18 protein-coding genes and 10 tRNA genes are annotated in these 19,587 nt (G+C 34.0%); 5 read left to right on the top strand and 23 right to left on the bottom strand.

Annotation, left to right across the window (positions count from 1 at the left end):
* Positions 1–370: 370 nt before the first annotated feature.
* The 5 genes from QA612_RS12700 to QA612_RS12680 all read left to right on the top strand — a co-directional run bounded on the left by QA612_RS12700 (position 371) and on the right by QA612_RS12680 (position 4,703).
* Positions 371–1,102: a hypothetical protein gene (locus QA612_RS12700; RefSeq protein ID WP_278284186.1), complete on the top strand. Its 732-nt coding sequence runs from the start codon at positions 371–373 to the stop codon at positions 1,100–1,102.
* A 116-nt stretch (positions 1,103–1,218) separates the two neighbouring features.
* Complete coding sequence (locus tag QA612_RS12695) at positions 1,219–1,608, top strand: GntR family transcriptional regulator (protein WP_278284185.1); 390 nt, start codon at positions 1,219–1,221, stop codon at positions 1,606–1,608.
* Positions 1,605–2,462 (top strand): ATP-binding cassette domain-containing protein, encoded by an 858-nt coding sequence (locus QA612_RS12690; protein ID WP_278284184.1) that lies wholly within the window; start codon positions 1,605–1,607, stop codon positions 2,460–2,462. Before QA612_RS12695 ends, QA612_RS12690 begins: the two co-directional genes overlap by 4 nt.
* 95 nt (positions 2,463–2,557) lie before the next feature.
* Positions 2,558–3,460 (top strand): ABC transporter ATP-binding protein, encoded by a 903-nt coding sequence (locus QA612_RS12685; RefSeq protein WP_278284183.1) that lies wholly within the window; start codon positions 2,558–2,560, stop codon positions 3,458–3,460.
* On the top strand, positions 3,453–4,703 hold the full coding sequence (locus tag QA612_RS12680; protein ID WP_278284182.1) for an ABC transporter permease: 1,251 nt from the start codon (positions 3,453–3,455) through the stop codon (positions 4,701–4,703). Before QA612_RS12685 ends, QA612_RS12680 begins: the two co-directional genes overlap by 8 nt.
* A 48-nt stretch (positions 4,704–4,751) precedes the next feature.
* Here QA612_RS12680 and QA612_RS12675 read toward each other — a convergent pair whose 3' ends face one another.
* From QA612_RS12675 to QA612_RS12565, 23 genes are all read right to left on the bottom strand, one after another.
* Positions 4,752–5,444, bottom strand: coding sequence for an AIM24 family protein (locus QA612_RS12675; protein ID WP_278284181.1), 693 nt, complete (start codon positions 5,442–5,444; stop codon positions 4,752–4,754).
* Between the two features lie 103 nt (positions 5,445–5,547).
* A complete protein-coding gene (locus tag QA612_RS12670; RefSeq protein WP_278284180.1) occupies positions 5,548–6,393 on the bottom strand; it encodes a VOC family protein in 846 nt (281 codons plus the stop codon).
* Between the two features lie 278 nt (positions 6,394–6,671).
* Positions 6,672–7,238 (bottom strand): DUF2179 domain-containing protein, encoded by a 567-nt coding sequence (locus QA612_RS12665; protein ID WP_278284179.1) that lies wholly within the window; start codon positions 7,236–7,238, stop codon positions 6,672–6,674.
* Positions 7,239–7,463: 225 nt separating this feature from the next.
* Positions 7,464–8,063 carry a response regulator transcription factor gene (locus QA612_RS12660; protein ID WP_278284178.1) on the bottom strand — a complete coding sequence of 200 codons (600 nt, stop codon included), beginning with the start codon at positions 8,061–8,063 and terminating at the stop codon, positions 7,464–7,466.
* Complete coding sequence (locus QA612_RS12655) at positions 8,060–9,193, bottom strand: sensor histidine kinase (RefSeq protein WP_278284177.1); 1,134 nt, start codon at positions 9,191–9,193, stop codon at positions 8,060–8,062. Before QA612_RS12655 ends, QA612_RS12660 begins: the two co-directional genes overlap by 4 nt.
* Before the next feature lie 43 nt (positions 9,194–9,236).
* Positions 9,237–10,310 (bottom strand): Delta(5) desaturase DesA, encoded by a 1,074-nt coding sequence (gene desA, locus QA612_RS12650; RefSeq protein WP_278284176.1) that lies wholly within the window; start codon positions 10,308–10,310, stop codon positions 9,237–9,239.
* Positions 10,311–10,635: 325 nt separating this feature from the next.
* The gene (locus tag QA612_RS12645; protein WP_278284175.1) at positions 10,636–11,979 is read right to left on the bottom strand and encodes a GH1 family beta-glucosidase; all 1,344 of its coding nucleotides are present in this window, start codon (positions 11,977–11,979) and stop codon (positions 10,636–10,638) included.
* 101 nt (positions 11,980–12,080) lie between these two features.
* Complete coding sequence (locus QA612_RS12640; RefSeq protein ID WP_278284174.1) at positions 12,081–12,695, bottom strand: YesL family protein; 615 nt, start codon at positions 12,693–12,695, stop codon at positions 12,081–12,083.
* Between the two features lie 34 nt (positions 12,696–12,729).
* The gene (locus QA612_RS12635) at positions 12,730–13,779 is read right to left on the bottom strand and encodes a LacI family DNA-binding transcriptional regulator (RefSeq protein WP_278284173.1); all 1,050 of its coding nucleotides are present in this window, start codon (positions 13,777–13,779) and stop codon (positions 12,730–12,732) included.
* 47 nt (positions 13,780–13,826) lie between these two features.
* On the bottom strand, positions 13,827–14,672 hold the full coding sequence (locus QA612_RS12630) for a carbohydrate ABC transporter permease (RefSeq protein WP_278284172.1): 846 nt from the start codon (positions 14,670–14,672) through the stop codon (positions 13,827–13,829).
* A 12-nt stretch (positions 14,673–14,684) separates the two neighbouring features.
* Positions 14,685–15,593 (bottom strand): carbohydrate ABC transporter permease, encoded by a 909-nt coding sequence (locus tag QA612_RS12625; protein ID WP_278284336.1) that lies wholly within the window; start codon positions 15,591–15,593, stop codon positions 14,685–14,687.
* A gap of 88 nt (positions 15,594–15,681) precedes the next feature.
* Positions 15,682–16,950: an ABC transporter substrate-binding protein gene (locus tag QA612_RS12620; protein ID WP_278284171.1), complete on the bottom strand. Its 1,269-nt coding sequence runs from the start codon at positions 16,948–16,950 to the stop codon at positions 15,682–15,684.
* Positions 16,951–17,480: 530 nt separating this feature from the next.
* Positions 17,481–17,840, bottom strand: coding sequence for a DnaJ family domain-containing protein (locus tag QA612_RS12615; RefSeq protein ID WP_278284170.1), 360 nt, complete (start codon positions 17,838–17,840; stop codon positions 17,481–17,483).
* A gap of 379 nt (positions 17,841–18,219) precedes the next feature.
* Positions 18,220–18,304 (bottom strand) — tRNA-Leu (locus QA612_RS12610).
* Positions 18,305–18,388: 84 nt separating this feature from the next.
* Positions 18,389–18,464, bottom strand: a tRNA-Lys gene (locus tag QA612_RS12605).
* Positions 18,465–18,480: 16 nt separating this feature from the next.
* Positions 18,481–18,556: transfer RNA gene (locus tag QA612_RS12600), tRNA-Val, on the bottom strand.
* Positions 18,557–18,636: 80 nt separating this feature from the next.
* A tRNA-Glu gene (locus QA612_RS12595) sits at positions 18,637–18,711 on the bottom strand.
* A 181-nt stretch (positions 18,712–18,892) separates the two neighbouring features.
* A tRNA-Asn gene (locus QA612_RS12590) sits at positions 18,893–18,968 on the bottom strand.
* 72 nt (positions 18,969–19,040) lie between these two features.
* Positions 19,041–19,114, bottom strand: a tRNA-Gly gene (locus QA612_RS12585).
* Between the two features lie 6 nt (positions 19,115–19,120).
* Positions 19,121–19,197 (bottom strand) — tRNA-Pro (locus QA612_RS12580).
* Positions 19,198–19,245: 48 nt separating this feature from the next.
* Positions 19,246–19,322, bottom strand: a tRNA-Arg gene (locus QA612_RS12575).
* Between the two features lie 3 nt (positions 19,323–19,325).
* A tRNA-Leu gene (locus QA612_RS12570) sits at positions 19,326–19,414 on the bottom strand.
* A 51-nt stretch (positions 19,415–19,465) separates the two neighbouring features.
* A tRNA-Met gene (locus tag QA612_RS12565) sits at positions 19,466–19,542 on the bottom strand.
* Positions 19,543–19,587 lie beyond the last annotated feature (45 nt).

Raw genomic sequence — 19,587 nt, 5'->3', positions numbered from 1 at the left:
GGGCTGACCTTAGGCGTAATAGATTCGTCAGTAACGGATGAACCTTCAGATGAGTATTTTCATCCCCCATGGTGCAAATCTCCACTTGCATGGGCGGTCTACCCTGAAAATTGCTAAGCAAAATAAATAAACAAACCAATCAGTCCCCCCTCTCCCCTCAATTGTTCATTTGAGTTCTACATTAGCAAGTTTCTTCCCCGAAATATTTTACCAATATAATGAAAATTCTTGTTGAATTATTACAAATCATTGTGTTAGTGTGTATATAGATATAAACACCATAACAGTAAATGATTCACCTAACGTTCAAGTGGTAGGAATTATTTTGTTTTAAAACTGATGTGAACAGTAATAACAAAGGAGGAAATGAATGAATTGGAATCAATGTAGACGTCTTATTATTTTTGAATTTAAAAATACACCTGTAATTTATTATTTGTTTAACATTGCGATTGCTCTCTTAATTGCTATGTTGTTTGCGGACATCCTACCAGGATATTTAATAGAAGATCCACGAGGTATGGGAATTGATTTTATATTTTTAGTTGGCCTTTGTACCTCATGTTTTTTATTTCGTTTCTATTCATTTTCAGTTAGACAACTAAAAGGAAACCTTTATATAGCGCCAATTCAACTTATAATTAGACAGTTTCCTATACAACACATAACTTTGGTTATCAGTAGATTGACTACAAGTATTCTATATGGAGTACTTTCAAGCATCGTTTTCCTTGTTCTTTTAGGTAATGTTCTTCCATCTGATATTGCCGATAGATTTTTTCCAAACTTTTTCTCTTTCTCTATCGTTTGGGTATGTTTCGCAATATTTCTTTCTGCTTTTGTAACAGCTTCAGAGACAGGTTCCCATATGTCTAAAACAATGTATTATTTAGGTATGATCTTTTTTATCATTCTTTTATTTTTTAGTAGCCTTGTTTTTCGATTAATCACTGGTGATTTTATTTTTCCATTCATCCTTAATGGTGTAATAAACTATCCTATACTTTTTCCGATTATGATAATTATACTCACAATAATCTCTGTAATATTAACAGGGAGATACATTCTTCAACAACATAAAAAGGCAGATTATCATGCATAGAAAGAAGGTGCAACTGTGAATGTATCAAAATTAAACTTAGATTTAAATAGAAAAAATTGCTTTTGGACTTATTGGGAGATGAGGAATGATGTCAATGTAAAAGCAGGTGGATACTCATGTCTGATTTACTTCCAATAGAAATTGACGAAAATAGTCGTGTTCCTATTTATGATCAAATTGAATCACAAGTGAAAACACTAATTATTAGTGGTATATTACCAGCTGGGAACCCGCTTCCATCCATTCGTAAATTAGCTACCTCTTTGTCATGTAGTGTAATTACAACACGTCGGGCCTATCAAAATCTTGAACATCAAGGATATATAAATACACTTCAAGGAAAAGGAACATACGTTGCTGAGATAAATATGAATAAACAACATGAACAGAAGGAAAAAGCTGTTATTGACGCATTATCAAGGGCTGCTAATTTAGGGAAAAGTTATCAATACTCAGATGAAGAGCTTGTGCAGTTATTTTCAACTATTTTGAAGGAGGGAAAATGAAAGTGATTTCTTTGCAAGGCATAGAAAAGAGAATGGATAAACAAGTTCATATAGGACCTCTAACATTTCAAATAGATCCCGGTACGATTACTGCATTAGTTGGAAATAACGGAGCAGGGAAAAGTACTCTCATTCGTATTCTTACTGGAAAGGTCTTTCCTGATAAGGGTGTGATTCATAGATTCGATCAACTATATTCAGAAAATGAATGGAAGAAGGATATTGGCTATGTGCCTCAAACTGCAATTGGCTATGAACAATTTAGTCTAAAACAATTAGGAGAACTCTATCAAATAGGGTATAAAAATTGGAGTAAAGATACTTTTAATCGATTAATAGAAGCATTTAACCTGCCAAAAAACAAGAAATTTGAAACACTTTCTGTTGGAATGCAAAAGAAAGGACTTATACTTTTGGCATTGTCTCATTCTACAAAGCTACTTATATTAGATGAACCATTATCAGGAGTCGATTTAGAAAGTCAGGAACTAATCACCAAAGAACTAGTATCCTATATGGATGAAGACCCAAATAGATCTATTCTCTTTGCAACACATATACCTGAAGAAGTAAAACAATTAGCTGATTATATTGTTTGTATGAAAAGAGGTACCGTAACTGGACAATATGAAAAAGATCATCTCATACAAAAATTTAAAAGATTATGGATTTCAGGTTCTGAAGAAAAAATACGAAACCTTCCTGGTGTAATAAACGTAAACATCAATGGAGGTTATTGGGAAGTTATGACAGAGCAAATAGAACTAACAGAAGTAGCATTAAGAAAGGAGAACCTTCATGTAATATCAGAACAAACCATTAGTATTACAGAAGTTCTTCGAATACTAGTTTAAGACGGTAATACTTAACAGGAATGTGTAAGTAGTGTAATTTCTACTACACTATCTCCGTTAATATATATATTTTTTAAGAGAAAGGGGAAATTTATATGACACTTATATTAAATGACATTAGAAAAAATTTTAATGATCACGTTGCAGTAGATGGTATATCTCTTAAAGTTGAAAAAGGTGAAATGTTTGGAATGCTAGGTGCAAACGGTGCAGGGAAAACCACTTCGTTTCGAATGATATTAGGATTATTAGATCCTACTAGAGGTTCAGTTACTTGGGATGGAGAAAGATTATCTTATCGACGAACGAAGCTCATTGGCTACCTTCCGGAAGAACGAGGACTATTTCCAAAATTAACGGTGAAGGAACAGCTGATTTATTTAATGAAGCTAAAAGGAATGAAAAATCAAGAGATTATAAAGGAAATAAAGCATTGGCTTGATCGCTTTCAAGTACCAGAATATGAAAATAAGAAAATAGAAGAACTATCTAAAGGAAATCAACAAAAGATTCAATTTATGGCCGCTGTATTACATAAGCCAGAGATTTTGATTTTAGATGAACCATTTAGTGGGCTTGACCCCGTAAATTCCGATATGTTAAAAGAAGCCGTCCTCGATCTTCAAGACTCAGGAACGACTATTGTATTTTCTAGTCATCAAATGAAAAATGTGGAAGAGCTATGTGAGGATATTATAATGCTTAAACGTGGAAAATCAGTCCTTCAAGGTAACCTAAGAGAAATTAAGCGTTCCTATGGGATGAAAAGCATCAGTATCTCTGCAGATTATGATTTGAATTTCTTAGAATCTATTAATGGCGTTTTACAAATTAATAGATCAAAAGACGGTGCAGTTATTAAGGTAGAAAATGAAAGAGTGGCAGAAGATATTTTCTATGCAATAAGTGACAAAGGCTTTGTTCGCAAATTTGAAGTGGAAGAACCTTCTTTACATGATATTTTCATAGATAGAGCTGGAGGGGAAGAAAATGAATAATTTTTGGATAACCGTTAGTCATACTGCTGGAAGAAGAATTAAATCAAAAGCATTTGTTATTTCAACCATTTTTATGGTTGTGCTCATCCTTGGCTTAACAAATATTACAAACATAATAGATTTATTTTCAAGTGATGAATCAGAAGATATTACTAGCGTTGCTGTTGTAGATGAAACGTTAACAGATAATTTTTTCGGCGAAACCCTTGCTTCCTATGATGACGGGCTATTTAATTACGTAAATTTTACTGGTGAACTAGATGATGCTATTGAAGATGCTGGGAATAATGGACATGATTTTGTCCTTTACTTAACTGGAGATATTTCAACAATTGAAGCTGAGTTCTATAGTGATGGTAATGATTTTATGATGTCGAATGAAGTGAATCAAGATGTACAACGAATGAAAGAAGCCCTTGCTACTAATGAGCTAGGTTTAAATGAAGAAGAATTATCTATTATTTATTCTCCTATTACATTTAACGAACAACCACTTCGGGAAGGTGGAGAAGTTCAAACGATGGAAACCCATATGCAAGCATATTGGATGGTGTATTTCCTCGTTTTTGCCATATACATGATTGTTCTAACATTTGGATCTATGATTGCAACAGAAGTAGCAACAGAAAAATCCTCTAGGGTTATGGAATTAATTGTTTCGAGTATTAATCCTGTTACGCAAATGCTTGGAAAAATTGTTGGAATTGGTGTAGCAGGTCTACTAAATTTATTAGCTATTGCTGCCGCTGCCATTATTGGTTCGTATTTAAGTGGTGAAGAATTTATAAAAATGATTTTTACTGAAGTAATTGATGTATGGTTAATCGTATTGGCACTAGTACTAATTTTACTTGGATATTTCTTATATGGTGGAATTGCCGCAATGCTAGGTGCACTCGTAAGCCGCGCTGAAGAAGTGAATCAGGCATTACAGCCATTAGTATTCTTAGCGATGATTGGATTATTTGTATCAATTTTTGGATTAAATACTCCGGACGCTACATTCATTCAGGTTTTATCATATGTGCCATTCTTTACACCACAGCTTTTGTTTTTACGAATAGGAATGAGTGCTGTCCCAATGTGGGAGGTTACATTAATACTTGGGATCCTCGTATTAAGTGCAATAATCTTTAATATAATAGCTGCTCGAATTTATAAAGGCGGCGTTCTCATGTACGGTAAATTCTCTTTTAAAGATGGATTAAAGCAAGCATTTACAATTGGGAAAAAAGAAAAGTAAGATAAAAGAAGAGCTTCGTTCACAAATGAACGAAGCTCTTCTATATATTTATGATTTTTCAGATGAAAAGCTTTCTTCTACTGATTGAACAATGACAAAACCTTCACCAGAAAACTCCATTTGAAAGGATTCACCACTACCACGACCTAAGAAGGTTCGGTAATTTATATCCGTTTTTATTTCAGGTTTTAAATGACCAGACCAAGCAACTGTTGCTTGAGGATCTGTCATGACTGGAATGCCAGGACGTACAAGTATAGTTAAAGGTTCATAGTGTGAAGTAATGGCAACTAAACCTCTACCCTTTAAGTGAATATTAAATAATCCACCTGACATCATACCTGCAACTTTTTTCATAAATTTAATATCCCATTGAATTCCTGGTTCGAAAGCCAGTAGGTCGTTTCCATTTACTGTAATCTCATCATTAAATAATTCAAGAATAGTTATTTTTTTTCCTTGATCAGCTAAGTATAATTGACCATTTCCATGTGCTTTCATCAATGAAGTACCTTCACTAGTAAAGGCTTTCTTCAACATTCTACCTACACCATGCTCTAATAGTCTTTCCCGTTCAAACTTTATATTGCCATTATAAGAAACCATGGATCCCATTTTTGCCCAAACCATATCGTTCAGGTTTACTTCAAGTATTCGAGGCGTTTCTAATTCAAAAAAATCATTTCCGTGCTCATCTTCTTTAGTTTGCTTAATAAATTCGTCAATGGAATATTTGCTCATTCACTTTTCCCCTTCCTTCTATGGTACATTTAATTATACGATAATAGAAGGTTGAAAGTTTCACGTTAAATCGTTGTTATTGTAAGATTTGTGGATATCAATTTCACCTTAGAACGATACAGTTCTTTGAAGGGTCTTCTGTCATAAAGATATCCCCTTTTTGTGTAACAGTTGCTCCAATTTTCTTTAAGCTGTGCACCGTATTTTGACGGCTTTCTTCATCAGGAAATTCTAGTGTGAATAATTGAAGTCCTACACTGTTTTTTTCTGGAACTGGTGCCCCAATACCATTCCACACATTTAAACCGATGTGATGGTGATAACCACCTGTTGATATAAAAAGAGCACCAGGATAACGAGTAACCACATCAAATCCTAACCCTTTTGTATAAAACTTTTCCGTTTTTTCTAACTCAGAAACGTGTAGATGTATATGTCCTATCATAGAATCCTTCGGTAATCCGTTCCATTCTTCATCACTTTCCGCAAGAAGACTTTGACCATCAAGGGGTTCTGTAGCCATTGATACGGTCCCATCTGACCAACTCCATTCTGATGAAGGTCGATCTCTATATACCTCAATACCATTACCATCAGGATCAGAAATATAAAGTGCTTCACTAACAAAATGATCAGATGCTCCCATTTCATATCCGCTACGTACTACGTGATTAAAAAAAGAGGACAAATCCACACGACTTGGAAGTAGAATAGCAAAGTGGTATAAACCCGTCGTTCGAGTTTGTTTTCTTTGGACATCTTTTGGTTTATTTAATGTTAATAATGGTTTGCTACCATCAGCTGTTAAAATTGCCTTACTATCTGTTTTTTCTAATATACTAAATCCAATAAATTGTTGGTAAAACTGTACAGATTTTTCTAAATCCATTACATTGATATTTACTTCCCCTACATAGATACATGGCTTTTGAAAATATTTTTTTTCCATTTTCCCTACCCCCTTCAAAAGTAGAATTCGATAATTATTAATGATTATTCATAATATAAATTTAATTACATTATGTAAGTTATTATATTTTTGTTAGAAAAATATTTCAAGGAAAGTGTATTTAAAATTATCAATAAAATTCAAGGATGCTTTCTTTTGCCCCATTTTTTCGAAAAAAGAAGCTATCACTTAAAGGAAAGTAATACCCTTTAACTAACAGCTTCATCTATTATTGTCATTACATTATCAATTTTAGATTTCATAAAATTAAGTAGTTATTATTCTTCTGTGGTTGTTTTCCCTTTCTTTTTTTTCAAAAACAACTCACGTCTTCGTTTCATGGCTTTTGTAATATAGCCACCTTTAAAGTTACGAGGTTCGTAGGACGCAACAAAAGCTTTTTCTTCATACTCTTCTATAATACGATAAAATTCTCTTTCTCTATCTCTTCTTGCAGTACAATATAGCAAATATCGCATGGAGTTAATACCTTCTACAGAAGAAGTAGAAACACTAAATCCCACTTCCCTCAATCGATCAATCAATGCTTGATTTTTTTCTGGTATGTTAGCTTCAATTGTTACATATCCAATTGCAAGCTTTTCTTCAATTACTGCTCCTATATATAAACCTACACCAAATCCTAAAGCGTAAGCACCCATATTATAGAAATTTGATAAATCGCTTAATACAATTCCTATAGCAACAACATAAATAACCCCTTCTAAAACACCCATACTTGCAGCTTTTCCTTTAAGTCCCTTTACAACCATGATCGTACGTAAAGTAAGGATTGGAACATATAATAATTGAGCTACAAATATAATAATTGCTTCTAATAACATAAAAAAAACACCTCTTTCCAATCTAAGTCCTGCTCCATTTTAACAGGGGAAAAAGAAAAGAAATAGGTTTTTTTAAAATTTCATTTAATTTCCTACAAATTGAGTCAATTTTTATTCAACTATTTCATTCAATAACACGAACATACAAATAATTTAAATTCGATTTCCGCTTCAGACAGCCCACAAGACCAATTACGCTAAGGGCACAATCTCAGCCTCAAAAAGTTAGTTGAACCAACCTTTTTCTTTAAAACGAGTAATTGCTTCAATGCGATTACTCGCCTCAAGCTTATCGAGAATAGTAGAGATATAATTTCGGATTGTTCCATTTGTAAGGTGCAGAACCTCTGCTATATCTTTTGTACTTTTTCCTTCTGCCATTAATACTAAAATTTCACTTTCTCTATCTGTTAATGGATTTTCCTGGCTATAAAATTCATCAACTAATTCAGGGGCATAAATTCGTCTTCCTTCCATTACTTGTCGAATTGCACTAGTCAAATCATCGCTTGGACTGTCCTTTAACATGTAACCATTCACTCCAGCCTTAACGGCTCGTTGAAAATAACCTGAACGAGCAAATGTAGTTAAAATGATTACTTTACAGTCAAAATCTTTAATTTCTTCTGCCACATCTAATCCACTTTTCTTAGGCATTTCAATATCCATAATACAAATATCTGGTTCATGTTCCTTAACCAAGGCTAGGGCATCTTCCCCATTACTTGCACTACCAACAACAGACATGTCATCTTCTAAATCAATCAGTGCAGCAAGAGCACCTAATAGCATTTTTTGATCCTCAGCAATGACAACGCTAATCATATATTAGCCCCCTCTCCCTGCTGTATATAGTTATTTGGCACTTCAATAACAATTGTAGTTCCATTATCTGAAATTATATCTACACTTCCATTAACAAATTCTAACCGTTCCTTCATACCTTGTAATCCACTTCCACTTTGTTTAGTTGAAGAATCTTTCATCCCACGGCCATTATCTATTACCTTCACTTGTAAATGAGATTCAAGTTGATTGATTAAAATAGAGCACTGTGTTGCGTTACTATGCTTTACTACATTGTTAATTGCTTCTTTTATACACATGCTAATGACATTCTCAGCAATTAATGAAATATTTTTTGTAGCTACTTCCCCATCTATGTGAAAATCAATTTGGGCTGCTTTTAATAACTGATCTACGCGAAAAATTTCATCCTTGAGCCTAGCGCCTCTCATTTCCATGACTAATTCTCGAACTTCCTTTAAAGCTATCCTGGATGTTTTTTGAATGTCTTTTATTTCTGTTCGTGCTTGCGCTGGATTTTTTGTTATCAATTTTGCAGCTAAATCACTCTTAAGGCCAATTAAAGAAAGCTTCTGTCCAAGTGTATCATGTAAATCACGACTTATTCGTTGACGTTCTTCTAGCTTCACAAGTTCTGATATTCTTTTATTGGCGGATGCTAATTCTACCTGTAGCTTTTCTTTTTTATTTTTGTTGTATGTACTTACTGGTAGGAGTATTACTGCTAAAATACTAAGAAAAACGAAAGGTAATTGTGTAATGAATACGTCATGAGCAAAAAATCCATAGTAGCTAGTAGCAAATGTACTTACAAGCAAAATGGTATAAAAAGTGATAAACGCAGCTAAACGTCGCACATTTCCTATAAAAAATGCTAGAAAGAGGAAAAAGTATATATAGCCAAAAAGTAAACTCATGGCAGTAGCGATGGCAATTTGAACACTAGCACCAATATAGACAAGCCATCCTTTAGAAGTAAAGGACAGCACGTAGGATATAAAATAACCGATAATCATTAAAATACCTATTACAACTTCTAGTGTAGATGAATCATACAAAATAAAGTAAAAAGGGAGTATATAAAAGACGATCCATACAAAGGGACTAAGCCCTGTGCTTTTGCGAAATCTTTGAAACCAATTCCTCACAATCTCCCTCTTTTCTTTTTAACTATTACATTACAATTTAATTTTAATTTACTTTTCTAGCAAGTTCAACCTTTGGCTCTTTTTCTAATACTACTCCAGGCTTTGCGATCATTTTTGATCTGCGAATGTAATGATTTAATTCTTTAAAGCTAATGAATGCTTTTGATTTTTCGTCCCACAATCGATAGCTTAACGATTTAAAGCTAGTAGCAATTGTGATGGTAGTTGCTTTTTGTAGCGGAAGTGTATTGTTATGAGCTTCTTCTAAGTTATAGTTAGGAACTCTAGGGCTTAAGTGATGAACGTGATGGAAGCCAATGTTACCCGTTATCCATTGTAATACCTTTGGTAGTTTGTAGTATGAGCTTCCTTCTACAGCAGCTTGAACGTAGCTCCATTCATCTTCGTGTTCAAAGTAAGAATCCTCAAATTGGTGCTGTACGTAGAAAAGCCAAATGCCTAATAGACCAGACACCAGTAAAATCGGCCCTTGAATCATGAGAAATGCCTGCCAACCAATAATAAAGGATAGCGCTGAATATAGGATCACTATTGAAATATTTGTAACATATACATTTACACGTTCTTTTCGTCTTGCTCCTTTAACATTAAAGCGGTATTCAATAAGAAATACTGCGATAGGTCCAATAATAAGCATCACAAATGGATTTCGATAAACACGATATGCTATCTTTTTCCAAATTGACGCTTCCATGTACTCATCAACTGTTAACAGCCACATATCACCTGTGCCTCGTTTGTCTAGATTACTACTAGTAGCGTGGTGTATAGAATGGCTATTCTTCCATTGCTCATAAGGAACAAGAGTTAAAATACCTGTAATAGTCCCTAAAATATCATTTGCTTTTCGAGCTTTAAAGAACGATTGATGACAACAATCGTGAAAAATGATAAATGTGCGAACCATAAAACCTGCTGTTACGATTAAAATAGGTAACGTTAACAAGTATGAAACTGACAAACTTAAATAAGACGCATACCATAAAATAAGTAATGGTCCCACCGTATTAAAAATTTGCATGATACTCGTTTTCGTGTTTGTTTTTTCATAAGGGGAAACTTCTTTTTTTAATTGGTTAATTTTTATTTTAGACATGCATATCCTCCTTTAATTGACGCTTATATAATAAAAACGTCATTCCGTACTATCATATATTCAGTATAAATATAGTGGAAATGTTATTTAAGTCACAAACGTCAAAAAAAGGACATGACAAATGTCATGAAGAATTATCTCTTGTATTTTATTCTTTATATAAGAAAACTAGACAATGTTTGAAAATATTTAAATTTTTTATCTTTAGAGTCAATTATATACTTTCTGCTTGTCTTTTAAAAAAACAATAAAAAATGCCTGTAAGTTAACGAACATTAACTTACAGGCATTTTTTTAGAATTTATGTTTATTTTCAACAAAAGGATTAAAGATCAAACCACTTATTTTCTATCGTTTTTTTATACCAATAAAAGCTGTCTTTTTTTATACGTTCTAGTGTTCGGAAGTTTATAAATACAAGACCAAAACGTTTACTGTATCCCTCTGCCCATTCAAAATTATCCATTAATGACCACGAAATATAACCTTTGATATTTACACCAGATTGAATAGCACGATGTAACGATGTAAGGTGTTGTTGTAAATATTTTATACGGTTATTATCCTTTACTCGTCCATGGACAGGCTCTTCGTTGTAGCATGATCCGTTTTCCGTGATATAAATTGGAACTTTTCCATATCTTTCTGTAATATGTGTTAACACATGGTAAAAGCCATCTGGATATATTGGCCAATCAATATCTGTTCGTTCATAGCCTAAATCTATCATTTCTAAATGAAAAAGGCCCTCACCTTCTTTATAACGACCAACGTGACCACTATAATAATTAATTCCTATGAAATCAATAGGTTGTTTTATAACCTCTAAATCTCCTTCATTAATAGGTAATTTTACACCTTTATTTTTGAACCATTCAACCAAAAACTCAGGATATTTCCCTTTAAAAACAGGATCCATGAACCATTCAATGTACCAACCTATTTCACGTTGACAAGCTTGAATATCTTCTGTTTTATTACTATATGGGTCAATCCAAGTAGTATTCGGTGCATATCCAATTTCGCCTTCTATATTTAGCTCTCTAAATTTTTGAACAGCTCTTCCGTGAGCAAGAAGCAAGTGGTGGGAAACGTTAACCGCTAGCTGCAAATCATTGTACCCTGGTGCATGAACACCCAAATAATTAGACAAAAAGGAAGTACACCATGGTTCATTTAATGTAATCCAATAGTTTATTTTTCCCTTAAACTCACGAAACATTGTCTCTGCATACTCGACAAAGGCATCAATTGTAGACCTATTGTTCCAACCTCCTTCGTCTTGTAACGCTTGAGGTAAATCCCAATGGTATAAGGTACAAATGGGTTCAATTCCATTCTCTAGTAATGTATCAACAAATTTATGATAAAACGCTAGCCCCTTTTCATTCACATCTCCAGTTCCTTGAGGGTATATTCTTGGCCAAGCAATAGAGAAGCGATAAACATCTACTCCTAAATCCTTTAATAAAGCAATATCCTCTTCGTATCGGTGATAACTATCACAAGCAATATCACCATTATCACCATTTAGAACTTTTCCGGGAGTATGACTAAACGTATCCCAAATAGAAAGTCCACGCCCATCTTCATTAACAGCACCTTCAATTTGATAAGAGGCAGTTGCTACTCCCCATTTCATTTCAGTAGGAAATTGTATAATAGACATAATAAAACCTCCAAAATCATTTGTCTAAAAATATAATAATACTTTCACTTCTTTTCTTTATAGTTAATATCGTAGTGATCAAACGATTCCATCATATATAATTAAGCAGTCTTATTATTTAAATGACTTTTATGTTTTTCGAACGTTTTATGACAAAGTTGATAAACAATTATAGAAGTTAAACTTCCACTAATTAATATTGCAAAAGGAAATATATAGGTTAATGCAATGATTGCTACTAAACTTCCTAAACATAAGAAGGTAGTTCCTAGTGAACCAATCGAAAGAAACAAACTATTTTTTAAAAGATCCTTCAATGAAAGGTGGTAATGCACCATTAGTGGAAGGAGATAGATAGACATGAGCATAAATATCATGGAGAGGAACGCTGTTAAACTAAAGATAATTTCTTTCCCTACAAATTCATTTTGGAATACGATAATAAAATTAACAGTTAAAACTATTGCCATTCCTATCCATAACATTTGAACAATGATACCTTGTTTCATATTTTCTTTGAAGAGCTGTAAAAAAGGCTTGATCACACCGAAATCGATTTCTTTTGTAAGCCATTTACGTGTTACTCCAATCATAGCTGCTGTAGATGAAAAAATAGTGAATAAGGGAAGACAAAAAATTAACCAAAGACTATTTAGTAATAGGAAAGAGGTGAATATTTCAAGTATCCGATAAAAAGTACTTTGTGATTTCCCCAATATCTCCCCTCCTCCCTATAAAATTGATACATTTTTAACAATTTTGCCTTACAATATTGATTGTAGGTTTAACTACGGATCCACAAGACTCTCTAATAATTAACTCAGGATCTACTTGAATTTCTTTTGATTCAATCTTTCTATCAATTAAATCGTGAAGCATATGACCAGAAAGCTTTCCTAGCTTCTCTTTATCTTGTTTTATTGTTGTAAGCTTCGGTTCACTGTAGCGACATGCATCAATATCGTCACATCCTACCACTCGAATATCATGTGGGACACTTAGTCCTTTATCTTTTATTGCTTGAATGGCACCAAGAGCCATCATATCAGAAGTAGCATAAACAGCCTTAGGATGTGTTGATGACTCGAGTATTTTCGTCATTGCTTCATATCCACTCTCTTCAAAAAAATCTCCAAAATGAATCCATTCCTCTTTCACTTCAAGACCAAATTGATTCATTGCTGACAAGAATCCCTTTAACCTTATTTGTGCTATAGGAGATTTTTTCTTACCTCCAATATAAGCAATATCCCTCACAGAATGTAAGTATAAGTGTTCCACTACCTTAGTAGAAACTTTTTCATTATCGGTCATGACATAGCTTGACATGGGTCCAGTAAGTTGAATATCAACACCAACACAAGGAATGTCACTTTGATCTAATTCATAAATAGCAGATTGTATTTCTTCCCCAGCAATAATCAGACAACCATCCACGTGAAAGTGTCTAGCACGTGGGAGATAATTTTCTTGTTCTTGAGCAAACCTTTCATTACTAAAAATAAGAAGATCATACCCTAGCTTACCTACAGTTTTTTTAAAATGGTTTATAACTTCATTGAAAAATGGATGATTTAAATCTACATTTACTTTTCCTGCATAAATAATTCCGATTAAATTTGACTTCTTCGTTGCTAATGCCTTTGCTGAAAATGTAGGTTTATAACCAGTTTCTTCAATAATTCGATTTACCTTATCCTTTGTAGTGCTGCTAATTTCACCATAGTTATTAATAATTTTTGATACTGTTGCAGGAGAGACTCCTGCCATTTTTGCTATATCTCGAATGGTTAATCTCATAGTTATCCCTTCTATTCTAGCTCATATATTTTATGAAAGTAATAGATTCAGCTTTTTACTGCACCTTCTGTTAAACTCGATATAAATAATCGATTTAACAGTAAAAATACAATAACTAATGGTACAGTTGCCCAAAAAGTTCCTGATAAAATCATACCATTATCTCGTACATAGTTGTCAATGAGTCCTCTTAATGCAACTTGTATTGTGTGCGATGATTGATCCCGTAATACAACTAATGGCCATAAAAAGTCATTCCACATGTACATAAATTTAATGATAGCTAAAGTTGCAAAAGCAGGTATAATAACAGGCACTGTTATATTCCAATAAACTCTGAATGTAGAGCAGCCGTCTATTTTGGCAGCATCCATCAATTCATCTGGAACGTTACTACTAATATATTGCCTCATCCAAAATATTCCGAAAGCATCTATCAGACCTGGTACGATGATTGCTCTTAAATCATTAAGCCACCCTAGTTTTGTAATAATAATATATTGTGGAATTAATCCTAGCTGTGGTGGAATCATCATTGTTACTAAGATTGCTATAAATAGAATGTTTTTTCCTTTAAAGTGTAATTTTGCAAATGCAAATCCAGCTAATGAACAAATAAATAATGTTCCTGCCGTTGCAAAGGTTGCTACTATTAACGAGTTTAATATTGCTCCAAAGAAATCTATTGTGTTAATTACATTCGTAAAGTTTGTTACTAGTTGAGAACCAGGAATAACTGCAGGTGGTAAATTGTTAATTGCACTGTTATGATTTGTTGCCATTACAAACATCCAATAAAACGGAAAAATGGATAAAAAGGAAGCGATAATTAGCAGGGTATATACAAATAATCTTGAAATGGAGAACGTATTAATTTTGTTTGATTGATTCACTTGAAATCCCCCTTACCGCGCAAGCCGATTTGCTATGATGACATTTATTGTAGAAAAAATGATGATTATTCCAAATAAGATAACTGCTGTTGCTGAAGCTGGACCAAAGGCTGAATTTGAAAAGGCTTCTCGGTATAAATAAAGAACAACGGTTATTCCTTCTTCTCTATACGTTCGCCCTATAAAAATCAAAGGTTCAGTAAACAATTGGAGTGCCCCAATAGTGGAAGTAAATACAGTTAATATGATAATCGGTCGTAGCATTGGTATAGTTATATACTGTATTTTCTGCCTAATAGATGCACCATCAATTGTTGCAGCTTCATATAAATCATTTGGAATTCCTTGTAAGCCTGCTAAATAAATAATTGTATTATATCCAACCCAACGCCAAAATACCATTGTCGAAATAGCTATTTTAACTCCCCACTCAGAACTACCCCAATTTATTGGATCAAACCCAAAATTTCCTAGGATGGCATTTACTAACCCAAACTCTTGGCTGTTAAACATAATACCAAATACGATAGCAACAGCTACTGTCGAGGTTACATAAGGCATAAATATGGAAACTCTGAAAAAGCTTTTAAATTTGATTAATACTGAGTTCAATGCATAGGCCAAAATAATTCCGATAACTAACTGTGGAAGGGTTCCTAAGACCCACATGATCATAGTGTTTGATAATGCTTTCCAAAAGAGTGGATCCGTTAATATCCATTTGAAGTTTTGTAGGCCCATGAATTCCATTTCCCCTAATCCATTCCATCTTTGGAATGCTAGGTAAAAACTAAATAGAATAGGGAATAAGCCAAAGATAGCAAATAAGACAAAGAACGGCGATATATACAAATAACCGTGGAAGGATTCTTTTTTCTTTTCACTTAAGGGCGAATCTTTTGGAGCTGTTTGTTTATTCATCTCTATTTGTGCCAATGCTCCTCCCCCTTTCTACTAATCTCTAAGCGGTCCATGTCATTGACGATAGACCGCTTATTTTTGTTTCTGTTTATTGTCTTTCTAATTGTTGTTCGATACGACGTACTGCAGCTTCCCATTCACCTTGAGGATCTGCACCATCTTCCGCAACATTCATGATTGCTGTTTCAATCTCCGTATTTACAGTGCCGTAATTTACTCCCATATAAACCTCTACAACTGATTCAGCAGCCTCAGCAAATATTTTTGCCGTTTGAGCACCACTAAAATAATCATCTGTAGTATCTAAAAATTCCTCATCATCATAAACATCAGGTGCTGAAGGGAATAACCCCATTCCATGGAAGGATTTTAGTTGTTGTTCGGGTGCTGTTAACCATGCTATAAAATCAAATGCTTCCTGTGGGTGATCGGATTCAGCTGGTATTGTTAAGAAGGAACCTCCCCAATTCCCAGCCCCTTCAGGTATAGTCGTTAAAGCCCAATTACCACTAGCATCTGGCGCATTATCTTTCACGACTCCAATCATCCATGCAGGAGCCCCAGGTAAAATGGCATAACTACCTTCTCCCATTGCACTTCCCCATTCTGCCGTCCATAACGAGTTTTGACCGATTAGTCCTTCTTGTAGCATTTTTGTTGTAAAGTCGTATGCATCTTTTACTGTATTCTCTATAATTAATTCGTTATCCTCATTAAAATATTGCTGAGACTGTTGATCACGTATAGCATTAAAAACTAACGTCGGACTATCTGATATAGGCTTTCCTGTAGTTTCTTTTATGGTTTTCGCAGCTTCATAGAATGCATCCCAAGTATCAATTTCAGCAGCTAGCTCTTCTGGATCTGTTGGTAATCCAGCTGCCTCTATTACATCTGTTCTGTAAAACATTGTTGTAGGTCCAATATCTGTTGGTAAACCTAATTGGAAATCCCCATCTACATTTTGTGCTTGGAGCCATTTCCAATCTAAATAATTTCCAGCAACATCTTCAGCTCCATAGTCAAATAGGTTATGAAACTTATCACTTGCCTCAAGGAATCTTGCAACCTCACTTACCTCTATCATTGCAATGTCAGGAGCCCCACTGCCTGCTGATAAAGAGGTAAAAAGATTATTATGCGTATCATCCATTTCTCCTTGATTGAAATTAATAGTTACATTTGGTGCAATTTCTTTATACTCATCTACCAAATCATCGTACCCCGTACTACCGAAAACCCAAAAATCTAATTCAACAGATTCACTGCCACCAGTATCTTCATTGTTTCCACATGCTACTAGAGAAATGGATAGAACTACAACGGACAACAATAAAAGTAAACTTTTCCCTTTCAACTTAATTCCCCCTTTAATGATTTACAGAATAAAATTTAAAAACAAAAGCAGAAAAACGAGACGACAGAGAACAAGGAACAAAACAGATTTTACTCTAAATACTAATTACGAAACCGGTTTCTTAATTTACAAAAAAATATAAGAAAAAATAATGAAATCGCTTACAAATATAGAAATAATGTAATAATACATAGGTGAATTAATTAGATGTAAGATTTTGTAGATTAAAATAAGTTTAATTGTAGGAATATAATCATAAAATAAATCAAGTAGTAAATTATTTATGAAACCGCTTTCGCAATTATAATACATTTAATTATTAAAAATTGCAATAGAATTCTGAAAATTTTTTTAAGGAATATAGCAAAGTTATATTTTGTCTATTATCATAATGAGTTAAAAATGATATATAAGAAGAGCTGGAAGAACAAACAAAATAGATTAATACTAAAAATAATATACTAATCTCATAATACATAAAATACTAATTTATTCTACTGGCAGTATGTACATAAACGTACGTTAGAAAACTATTCCCAGTTTCTTAATTGCGATTCTAGTCGTGTAGGATCTAATAACATTTTTTGCATTTTTGTAGGACAAATCTTGTTGTATTTCTTTATTAAATCATTAATGGAAGCTACTTCATTTTCCAATTTATCTAAAGCTAATCCATTCCATTTCTCATTATTAGTAAGAATTAAACGATCACGAATTTTTTGTTGCAATCTAATCCACTCAGGCAAAAAACCAGCATTTTTAACGGTCCTATCTAATGCATCCCCTTCTAATATTTCTCGTGATAAAGGCTTTCCTTTTCCTTTTAATGGTAAATCACCTTCGTTTTCTTTGTCTTTTCTAAGCATATCCCCAATTAAGTCTCTAGACATAATTATTCTCCTTTCTCTTTACAATAACATTAACTCTACTTCTAAAGAAATTATACCATAAATATCCAAAACTACGTATCCATAGTTGTTTTTTAACTATCACCTGAAATAATTATTTAATTAACCCATTGAAATGGTTTGTTAATCATTAGCGTTGATTTTTTCTGTCTATGGCTTCTATTATATCTATGGTAACTCTCAAAATAAATCTTATGAATTTTCCGGTAGTCTCACATCATCCACAAAAATATATTTATACTAAAATAACACTATCCTGTGACATAACCAAAAGAATAAAAAAACTGTTAATACCAAATTGGTACTAACAGTAAATATTTTATAAAGTTGTCTAGATTTAATATTATAAAAATCAATTTAATGGTGCGGGTGAAGGGAGTCGAACCCCCACGTCATAAGACACTAGATCCTAAGTCTAGCGCGTCTGCCAATTCCGCCACACCCGCGTTTTAGAGATGAAAAGTTGAAGTGAGATTTCATATTTATTATTTGAAGCGATAATAAAATCTTCTTATACCCAAAAAATAAAATGGTGAGCCATGAAGGACTTGAACCTTCGACCCTCTGATTAAAAGTCAGATGCTCTACCAACTGAGCTAATGGCTCTTAAATAAAGATACTATGGTGGAGGATGACGGGCTCGAACCGCCGACCCCCTGCTTGTAAGGCAGGTGCTCTCCCAGCTGAGCTAATCCTCCATTTTAGAGATAAGAGGTTGGGTTGTTATAGGTTTCTATTGAGTTTTAATATCTATCTTCTAACTTAAAATATAAAAGATTGGTGACCCGTACGGGATTCGAACCCGTGTTACCGCCGTGAAAGGGCGGTGTCTTAACCACTTGACCAACGGGCCAATTTATATAATTTTAGGCTGTGTTAAAGGATGACGTTGTTTTATTATACATTTAATTTTTGAAGATGGTGAGATACTCTCACGGAAAGGGAGCAACAGCAGCAAAAATCAAAAATGATATTAAACAGAGTTAAATTTTAAAATTTATTTATATTTTTATGAAAAACATAAATAAAAATAATGGCTCCACAGGTAGGACTCGAACCTACGACCGATCGGTTAACAGCCGATTGCTCTACCAACTGAGCTACTGTGGAATAATATTATTGATTTTCTATTTGTTATAGTAATAAGACAAAAGTAAGGTTGTCCAATACTTTTGAGTTAAATGGAGCGGGTGATGAGAATCGAACTCACGACATCAGCTTGGAAGGCTGAGGTTTTACCACTAAACTACACCCGCATATAATGGTCGGGAAGACAGGATTTGAACCTGCGACCCCCTGGTCCCAAACCAGGTGCTCTACCAAGCTGAGCCACTTCCCGTTCTTGTTTAAAATAACCTGCGAATCTCTTCGTCAGCTGAGTATATAATGGCGCGCCCGAGAGGAGTCGAACCCCTAACCTTTTGATCCGTAGTCAAACGCTCTATCCAATTGAGCTACGGGCGCAAATGGTGCCGAGGGCCGGACTTGAACCGGCACGATAGTCACCTACCGCAGGATTTTAAGTCCTGTGTGTCTGCCAATTCCACCACCCCGGCAATTATATATAAGGACTTTATACTTTATCTTTTAGATTTAAAAATATTTTTTGGTTGCGGGGGGCGGATTTGAACCACCGACCTTCGGGTTATGAGCCCGACGAGCTACCAGACTGCTCCACCCCGCGACGTTATAAGGTTTACTAATCATGTATAACATAGTCTAAAGTAAA

Source organism: Evansella sp. AB-P1 (genome assembly GCF_029688925.1).
In the GTDB taxonomy this organism is placed as follows: domain Bacteria; phylum Bacillota; class Bacilli; order Bacillales; family Salisediminibacteriaceae; genus Evansella.
This window is presented reverse-complemented; position numbering and strand designations above follow the sequence as displayed.